Here is a 6,967-nt window from a genome sequence, read left to right as displayed (position 1 = left end):
CGTCGACCGGTAGGTGCGCCATCTGGCTCAGCAACCGATCGACCAGGCTGTCGAACAGCTTGTCCCGGCCTCCGATATGCCAGTAGATCGAGGTGACCGCAACGCCGAGGCTCTCGGCGAGACCGCGCATGGTGAAGGCATCCACACCGTCGAGCTCGATCAAGCGAGCCGCGGTGTCGAGGATCGCCTCGGCATCGACCGCTTCTTTCACGGTGTTTCACCTCCTGTCATCCGCTCGGACTCCGGCAGCGCTAGATAGCGCTCCAGGTTGCGGTGCATGTTGATCACGCGCCGTTCCTCGTTGGACAGCGTCACGTGGGTGAGGCCGGGTTGGTGCAGACCGCGCTGCAGTCCGGCGAGCACCGCGATGTCTTGAGTCAGCACCAGGCCGGGGTGCGCCTCGTCGGGCTTAATCCGCATGTCGGCCGGCTTGATCCGCGGCGCGGCGGGAGGCATCCGCGTCCACAGGATCATCACCAGCTCGCCGTGATCGGGGTCGGGCCCGGGGCGCGCGGTCAGCACCGTCATGTGGTCGGCGTTGGCCAGAAGTGACATGTTCGGGAACACGTTGTACTGGTGCAGCCGCATGACTTGGTCGGCAGAGGCCCAGCCCAGATCCACACCGCGCTCGGCAGCGAAAGCCTTGGTGCGCTCGGCGATGACGCCGGACACCGACTGGCCGCGCCGCTGCTGACCGGCGGGGAACGGGGTGCCTTCGGCGACACCCATCAGCGCACCTTGGGTGGTCGCGTACGCGTCCCACACGTCGGCGTCGGTCAGCGGCTCCTTGATCTGCGGGCTCGGCACACCGTAGAGCTGCTCGGACTTGCCGGTGTGACCCCAAATAATTTGCGGCGCATACACATCGTCCATGCACCTGTGAAGTTCGGGATGCAGTGTCTGGATGTGATAGGTCTCGCTGAAGCCGTCGGCGATGGTCTTCCAGTTGGCGTCGACCTCCACGGTGATGGTGGCGTAGCAACGGAAGTCGCCGAGCCCGCACCATGCGATGTCTCGCGGCACCGCTTCAAGGAAGTCGCGCAGCGGCATCGCGTCGACGTCGAGGTTGACGAATACGAGCCGCTCCCACGTACCGACTTTCGCCGCTATCAAAGGGAATTCAGACATCCGAAGCGAGCCGAACCCCTTGCGGTTGGGCACTCGCTTGAGCGCACCGGTGAGATCCCACGTCCAACCGTGATATCCGCACTTCAGCTCGCGCAATTCGGAGCCGGCGCCGGTGCACAACGAGTTGCCGCGGTGACGACACACGTTCTGGAACGCGCGAAGCTCGCCGTCGTCACCGTGGACAACGAGCACGGAGTACGGCCCGCACCGGTACTCGAAGAAGTCACCGGGCTCGGCCACATGGTCGACCGTGCAGGCGACTTGCCATACCTTCGGCCACATCCGTTCGACCTCGAGCTGCGCGAACGCCGCGGAGTAGTACCGCTCCGCAGGCACCAGGGTGGGGCGCTTCGGAGGTGTGCCGATCGCGTCTTCCCGTTGGACGTGGGAGGGACTGCCGACCGTCGGGCCGGCCTGCGCCAGATGCGTCACGATTGGCCCTCCCGGCTCAGTCTGTAACGGTGTTACATTGACCACCGTAGCGGCTCGGCAGACCTGCGTGGAACGGAAGTCACCGCTGGCACAGCGTTGGTAGGGAGTAAACGTGTTCGACCTCAAGATCACAGGCGGAACCGTTGTCGACGGTACGGGCGCGGACCGTTTCCAGGCCGACGTGGCGGTCAAGGACGGCAAGATCGTCGAGGTTCGAGGTCGCGGGCCGGGCAGTCCGCCGCTGGAAGGGGACGCGGCCGAAACGATCGACGCCACGGGGAAGATCGTCGCGCCCGGCTTCGTGGACATCCATACGCACTACGACGGTCAGGTCAGCTGGGACAGCCTGCTGGAGCCGTCGAGCGGACACGGCGTGACCACGGTGGTCGCGGGAAACTGCGGCGTCGGGTTTGCCCCGGTCCGTCCCGGGTCAGAGGAGTGGCTGATCGGCCTGATGGAGGGCGTCGAGGACATTCCGGGCACCGCACTCACCGAGGGCATCTCGTGGGGGTGGGAGAGCTACCCCCAATACCTCGACGTCATCGGAAAGCAGAATTTCGCTATCGACGTGGGCAGCCAGATAGCCCACGGTTCGGTCCGCGCCTATGCAATGGGGGAGCGCGGCGCACGCAACGAGCCCGCCTCACCGGAGGACATCGCCGCAATGGCGCGCATCGTCCAGGAAGGAATCGAGGCAGGCGCGCTCGGCTTCTCGACCTCGCGCACGATCGGTCACCGGGCCATCGACGGCGAACCCGTTCCCGGAACCTATGCCGCTGAAGACGAACTTTTCGGACTCGGCCGGGCCATGGCGGCAGGTGGGCGGGCCGTCTTCGAGCTGGCCCCGCAGGGGGTCGCCGGCGAGGACATCATTGCGCCGAAGAAGGAACTGGAGTGGATGCAGCGCCTTGGCGCCGAGATCGACCGGCCCATCTCGTTCGGCATGATCCAAGTCGACGCGGCGCCCGACCTCTGGCGCGAACAACTGGACATCTCGGCGGCGGCTCATGCGGCAGGCAGCCAGTTGTACCCCCAAATCGCGGCGCGACCGTTCGGCATGCTGTTCGGTTTCCCCGGCCATCACGCGTTCACTCACCGTCCGACCTTCCGTCGGTTGAAAGCCGAATGCAGCCGAGAGGAGTTGGCGCAGCGTCTCGCCGATCCCGCGGTCAAGGCGGCGATCCTCGCCGAGGATGATCTGCCACCCGACCCGAAACTGTTGTTCGACAACATGTTCGCACTCGTCCAATACTCTCTCGGTCGAATCTATGCCCTCGGCGATCCTCCCGACTACGAGCCGACCCCTGACCGGGCCGTCGAGAAAATCGCCGCCGATCGCGGCGAGGATCCCTTGGCCACGCTGTACGACCTGATGCTCGAGTCCGACGCGACATCGATGCTGATGCTGCCCTTCTACAACTACTACTACGGCAACCACGACGCGATCCGGGAGATGCTTACTCACCCCGCCGGGGTCTCGGGCCTGTCCGACGGGGGCGCGCACTGCGGCATGATCTGCGACGCGTCCTACCCCACGTTCCTGTTGACGCACTGGGCGCGGGACCGCCACCGAGGCGACAAGCTGCCGCTGGAGTATGTGGTGCGCAAACAGTCTCACGACACTGCGCAGCTGTTCGGGCTCTCCGATCGCGGTGTCATCGAGGTGGGGAAGAAGGCCGACGTCAACGTCATCGACATGAATGCGCTGACGCTGCACCCCGCCCGCATGGCCTACGACCTGCCCGCGGGCGGTCAGCGCCTGGTCCAGGGCGCGTCCGGCTACACCGCCACGATCGTCAACGGAGTCGTCACCCGACGCGACGGCGCCGACACCGGCGCGCGTCCTGGCCGACTTGTCCGCGGGGCGCGGTAGAACGTCGTCTTGCGGTACGAAACTAGCCGCCGGCCTTCACCGCCGGCGCCGCGACGGAGGTGTCCGGCACTGCCGCCGATCATGGCTATCTCTGAAAATTTATGCGGCCTGAATGCATTCTTCTGGCCTCAGCCGGCGAGATTGTCCGACCGTCCGGCCTCCAGTCGCGACCACTGGGGGATGGGCCTTCCGTCGATGCGGGTGTTGTTACCGTCGACGCGCCAGTCCTGCGGCCAGCCGGCCGGCGACTCCTCCCAGGGCTCCTGGCGTCCGTACACCGTGAGATCCATCAGCGCGAGGCTGTAATCCATCGCCTCGACGCCGCGGAGCGTCGTCCAGTAGGTCTCGAAGACGCGGTCGCCGTCGCGGAGGTAGCTGACGATGTGCATCATGCCCGCGGTGCGGCCGACGAGGAGTGAGTCGAGCGAGGGGAGTGCCGAGTACCACGGCATGTGCCAGTCCATGAAGTCCCGGTACCGGGCACTCTGCTCATACGGACCTTGGCAGAAGACCGCATAGGTGATGTCCCGGGAATGCAGGTAGGACAGCTCCTGCACCTGCGTCGTCACCCACGTGCACCCTTCGCACTGTTCTGGCGCGGATGCGCCGGTATGCCACATGAAGTAATAGGCCAGAAGCTGACTGCGTCCGTCGAAAGCGTCGAGCAGGGTGACCGGCCCGTCAGGCCCAACCAACTCCAGGTTGGCGTCGACCTCGACCATCGGCAGCGCCCGGCGCGAGGCAGCGATCGCATCGCCCTGTCGAATATGGGCTTTCTCGCGAGCCCGAAGGGTGTCGATCTCGGCCTCGAACGTCGCTCGATCGACGGCCGCTGGGGACGGCGCGTTGTTGACCGAATGGCGATGCGGTGACTCGTATTTCACGATTGCTCCTGCGAGGCTATTCGATGAGGTCGGCGGCGGCCGGCCCGAAGATGTACAGGTGGTCGAGCACGGGCGCCGGGTCGTCGGACCAGTCCATCGCCGCGAGCTGGCCACGGCTGCGGCGGCCGGTCCGCCAGCGCAGTGCTTCGAATCGCGTAGTGAGAAGACGTAAGTCCGCGCCGTCGGCCGGCCCGCACCGGTACTCGGCGTCTTCCACGGTGACCCGCAACGGCACCGGCGTCCGAAGGTTGCCGAGCAGCCGATCCGAGGAGTACCGAACCGCGTCGGAGTCGCGGGCGCCTGGCCTGCCGAGTGCACCGCGGACATCGTGCTCGTGGCTGGTGACGTCGCCGACGGGCGGTTCCACGCGGGCATTCTCGGCGAGACGGCCGAGGCGAGCTGCCGCGTCGGTCCAGACCGCGATGATGCCGGCCATGTCGTGACCTTCGAAGCGGGCGATCTGCGCGGCGGTCTCCACGTCGGTGGGCGGTCCCGTCAGGCGTCCCTGACCCAAGTCGTCGGCGACGGCCGCACAATGAGCCACCACATCGCGAACCGACCAGCCGGGACAAGCCGCCGCGACCGTGGTCGTCAGCGCGGAGTCGTCGAGTGCGCTCACCAACGCGGTGATGCGCTCCTTTGTATCAAGATAAAACCGGGCAACCTGGCGCGGGTCGGTGTTCGACACGACGGTCATTCCTTCGGGGAGGATTCGTCGCCGTATTCGTCGTGCCAGCGCCACCATTCGTAGGGTTTGGTCTGCGAGTAACCCTCGGGTGAAACCTCCCAGGTCTCCTGCCGTCCCAGCGCGGTCATGTCCAGGAAGTGCCAGGTGTTGACGAACATCTCGTCGCCGCGGTTGTCGATGAAGTAGGTGCGGAAGATCCGGTCACCGTCGCGGATGAAGGCGTTGGTGCCGTGCCATTCGTCCACGCCGAAGTCGACGTCGAAGGCGCCATCCGGTCCCGGCACGATGGTGTACCACGGGTGGTCCCAACCCATCCGGGCCTTCACCCGTTCAAGGTCTGACTGCGAACCCCGCGAGGCGTAGACCAGAGTGGTGTCGCGCGCGTTGAGGTGGGCCAGGTTGCCGATATGGTCGGCCATCAACGAGCATCCGACACATCCGTGTTCGGGCCACCCGTGTACGCCCGGATCGACGAAGGCGCGGTACACGATCAGCTGGCGCCGCCCATCGAACAAGTCCAGCAGGCTGACCGTGCCGTCCGACCCCTCGAACGCATACGTCTTCTCGACCGGCGTCCACGGCATTCGCCGCCGCATTGCCGCGAGCCCGTCACGCGCCCGGGTGATTTCCTTCTCCTTGACGAGCATCTCGCGCCGTGCAGCCTCCCACTGCTGCGCCGAGACAATCGGAGGCGTCTCCATGCGGTCTCCTCACCGGTCTGCCGTCGAAACATTCAACATTTCGGTTGAACAACTTTCTTCAGCACATCACGAGAGGTCGTTATAGTCAACAGAATGGTTGAAGATCAGGTTTTGGATCGTGCGTATGGCGCGCTCGCCGACCCCACCAGACGGTGGCTGTTGACGACATTGCGCCAGGGCGATGCCCGAATCTCCGACCTGGCCGCGCCCCTCCCGATGACGTTCGCGGGCGTTTCGCGCCACATCGGCGTGCTCGAGTCGGCCGGGTTGGTGCGACGGGAGATACGCGGCCGCGAGCACTGGCTCTCCCTGCAACCGGACGGATTGACGATGGCTCAGCAGTGGATGAGCGAGCAGACGGAGTTCTGGTCGACACGTGCGGACGCGCTCTCGGCGCGATTGCGCAGGAAGGGAAGCCCCCGATGACCGAAGTGGCCACCGTCCGGGTGCAACGGGTCATGCCGGCCGTGCCTGACGTGGTGTTCAATGAGTGGCTCGATCGGGAGTCGTTGCAGGAGTGGATGTGTCCGCGTCCCGTCCGCGTGGTCGATGTCACCGTCGAACCGCATGTCGGCGGTACCGTGCGCTTCGATGTCGACGACTCGGGCAGTCGCGTCCTGATCACCGGCCAGTTCCTTACCATCGACCGACCGCGACTGCTGCGCTTCACCTGGACCAACTCGAATTGGCCGGACCCGACGAGGGAAAGCATCGTCAACGTCGCCTTCGAGCCGGTCGGCGAGGACGAGACACTGATGTCGATCGAGCATTCCTTGCTTCCGCCAGAGGAATTCGAGAGCTTCGAGAGCGGCTGGACGCTCACTGCCGAGCAGCTCTCCTGTGCGCTGGACCAGAGATGACGCAGCGCTGGATCGTCGACGCGATGAATGTGATCGGCAGCCGACCGGACGGCTGGTGGAGGGATCGCCGAAAGGCGTTGGTCAGACTGGTCGACCAGCTCGAGCGCTGGGCGCCGGGCCAGGACCACCGAGTGACCGTGGTGTTCGAGAAGCCGATGTCACCGCCGATCGACTCATCGGTGATCGAGATAGCCAACGCGCCCCGGGCGGCTCCCAACTCGGCCGATGACGAAATCGTCCGGCTGGTCGAAGCAGACGATCAACCTCAGGATCTCACCGTCGTGACGTCGGACAGTGCGCTGTCGGAGCGGGTCCGAAACGCGGGCGCATCGGTCTTTCCGGCTGCGGGGTTTCGCGACCTCATCGATCCGGTGCGGTAATCGGGGCGTCCGGCGACGAGG

At 65.6% G+C, this 6,967-nt stretch carries 9 protein-coding genes; 4 read left to right on the top strand and 5 right to left on the bottom strand.

The annotated features are described in order from the left end of the window. Both QOC76_RS29455 and QOC76_RS29450 read right to left on the bottom strand, forming a co-directional pair. Positions 1–211 (bottom strand): TetR/AcrR family transcriptional regulator (locus QOC76_RS29455; protein WP_526363225.1); only part of this gene is annotated, 211 nt, incomplete at its 3' end. Next, entirely contained in the window at positions 208–1,560 is a 1,353-nt protein-coding gene (locus QOC76_RS29450) for an aromatic ring-hydroxylating oxygenase subunit alpha (protein WP_526363223.1), read from the bottom strand. The genes QOC76_RS29450 and QOC76_RS29455, both read right to left, overlap by 4 nt. Before the next feature lie 112 nt (positions 1,561–1,672). Between QOC76_RS29450 and QOC76_RS29445 the strand changes: the two genes are divergently transcribed. Then, positions 1,673–3,433: an N-acyl-D-amino-acid deacylase family protein gene (locus tag QOC76_RS29445; RefSeq protein ID WP_526363221.1), complete on the top strand. Its 1,761-nt coding sequence runs from the start codon at positions 1,673–1,675 to the stop codon at positions 3,431–3,433. A gap of 128 nt (positions 3,434–3,561) precedes the next feature. Here the strand turns inward: QOC76_RS29445 and QOC76_RS29440 are convergent, their stop codons facing one another. From QOC76_RS29440 to QOC76_RS29430, 3 genes are read right to left on the bottom strand one after another with little or no spacing between them, the layout of a single operon-like run. After that, the gene (locus tag QOC76_RS29440; protein WP_526363219.1) at positions 3,562–4,317 is read right to left on the bottom strand and encodes a DUF899 family protein; all 756 of its coding nucleotides are present in this window, start codon (positions 4,315–4,317) and stop codon (positions 3,562–3,564) included. Between the two features lie 16 nt (positions 4,318–4,333). Further along, the gene (locus QOC76_RS29435) at positions 4,334–5,014 is read right to left on the bottom strand and encodes a maleylpyruvate isomerase family mycothiol-dependent enzyme (protein ID WP_526363217.1); all 681 of its coding nucleotides are present in this window, start codon (positions 5,012–5,014) and stop codon (positions 4,334–4,336) included. Beyond that, complete coding sequence (locus QOC76_RS29430) at positions 5,011–5,706, bottom strand: DUF899 domain-containing protein (protein WP_526363215.1); 696 nt, start codon at positions 5,704–5,706, stop codon at positions 5,011–5,013. Before QOC76_RS29430 ends, QOC76_RS29435 begins: the two co-directional genes overlap by 4 nt. Before the next feature lie 93 nt (positions 5,707–5,799). Between QOC76_RS29430 and QOC76_RS29425 the strand changes: the two genes are divergently transcribed. The 3 genes from QOC76_RS29425 to QOC76_RS29415 are packed head-to-tail and all read left to right on the top strand — an operon-like array spanning position 5,800 to position 6,946. Then, entirely contained in the window at positions 5,800–6,132 is a 333-nt protein-coding gene (locus QOC76_RS29425; RefSeq protein WP_526363213.1) for an ArsR/SmtB family transcription factor, read from the top strand. Next, positions 6,129–6,566 carry an SRPBCC family protein gene (locus tag QOC76_RS29420; protein WP_526363211.1) on the top strand — a complete coding sequence of 146 codons (438 nt, stop codon included), beginning with the start codon at positions 6,129–6,131 and terminating at the stop codon, positions 6,564–6,566. Before QOC76_RS29425 ends, QOC76_RS29420 begins: the two co-directional genes overlap by 4 nt. Further along, entirely contained in the window at positions 6,563–6,946 is a 384-nt protein-coding gene (locus tag QOC76_RS29415; RefSeq protein WP_526363209.1) for an NYN domain-containing protein, read from the top strand. Before QOC76_RS29420 ends, QOC76_RS29415 begins: the two co-directional genes overlap by 4 nt. The last annotated feature ends 21 nt before the right edge of the window (positions 6,947–6,967 follow it).

Origin of the sequence: Mycobacterium sp., assembly GCF_032159565.1 — a bacterium.
Classification (GTDB): domain Bacteria; phylum Actinomycetota; class Actinomycetes; order Mycobacteriales; family Mycobacteriaceae; genus Mycobacterium.
The sequence above is the reverse complement of the archived record's forward strand: the minus strand, read 5'-3'. Positions and strand labels throughout refer to the sequence as shown.

Coding starts and splice junctions, on each gene's coding strand:
- QOC76_RS29435 (WP_526363217.1), bottom strand. CDS start 5,014: ATGACCGTCGTGTCGAACACCGACCCGCGCCAGGTTGCCCGGTTTTAT.
- QOC76_RS29430 (WP_526363215.1), bottom strand. CDS start 5,706: ATGGAGACGCCTCCGATTGTCTCGGCGCAGCAGTGGGAGGCTGCACGG.
- QOC76_RS29425 (WP_526363213.1), top strand. CDS start 5,800: ATGGTTGAAGATCAGGTTTTGGATCGTGCGTATGGCGCGCTCGCCGAC.
- QOC76_RS29420 (WP_526363211.1), top strand. CDS start 6,129: ATGACCGAAGTGGCCACCGTCCGGGTGCAACGGGTCATGCCGGCCGTG.
- QOC76_RS29415 (WP_526363209.1), top strand. CDS start 6,563: ATGACGCAGCGCTGGATCGTCGACGCGATGAATGTGATCGGCAGCCGA.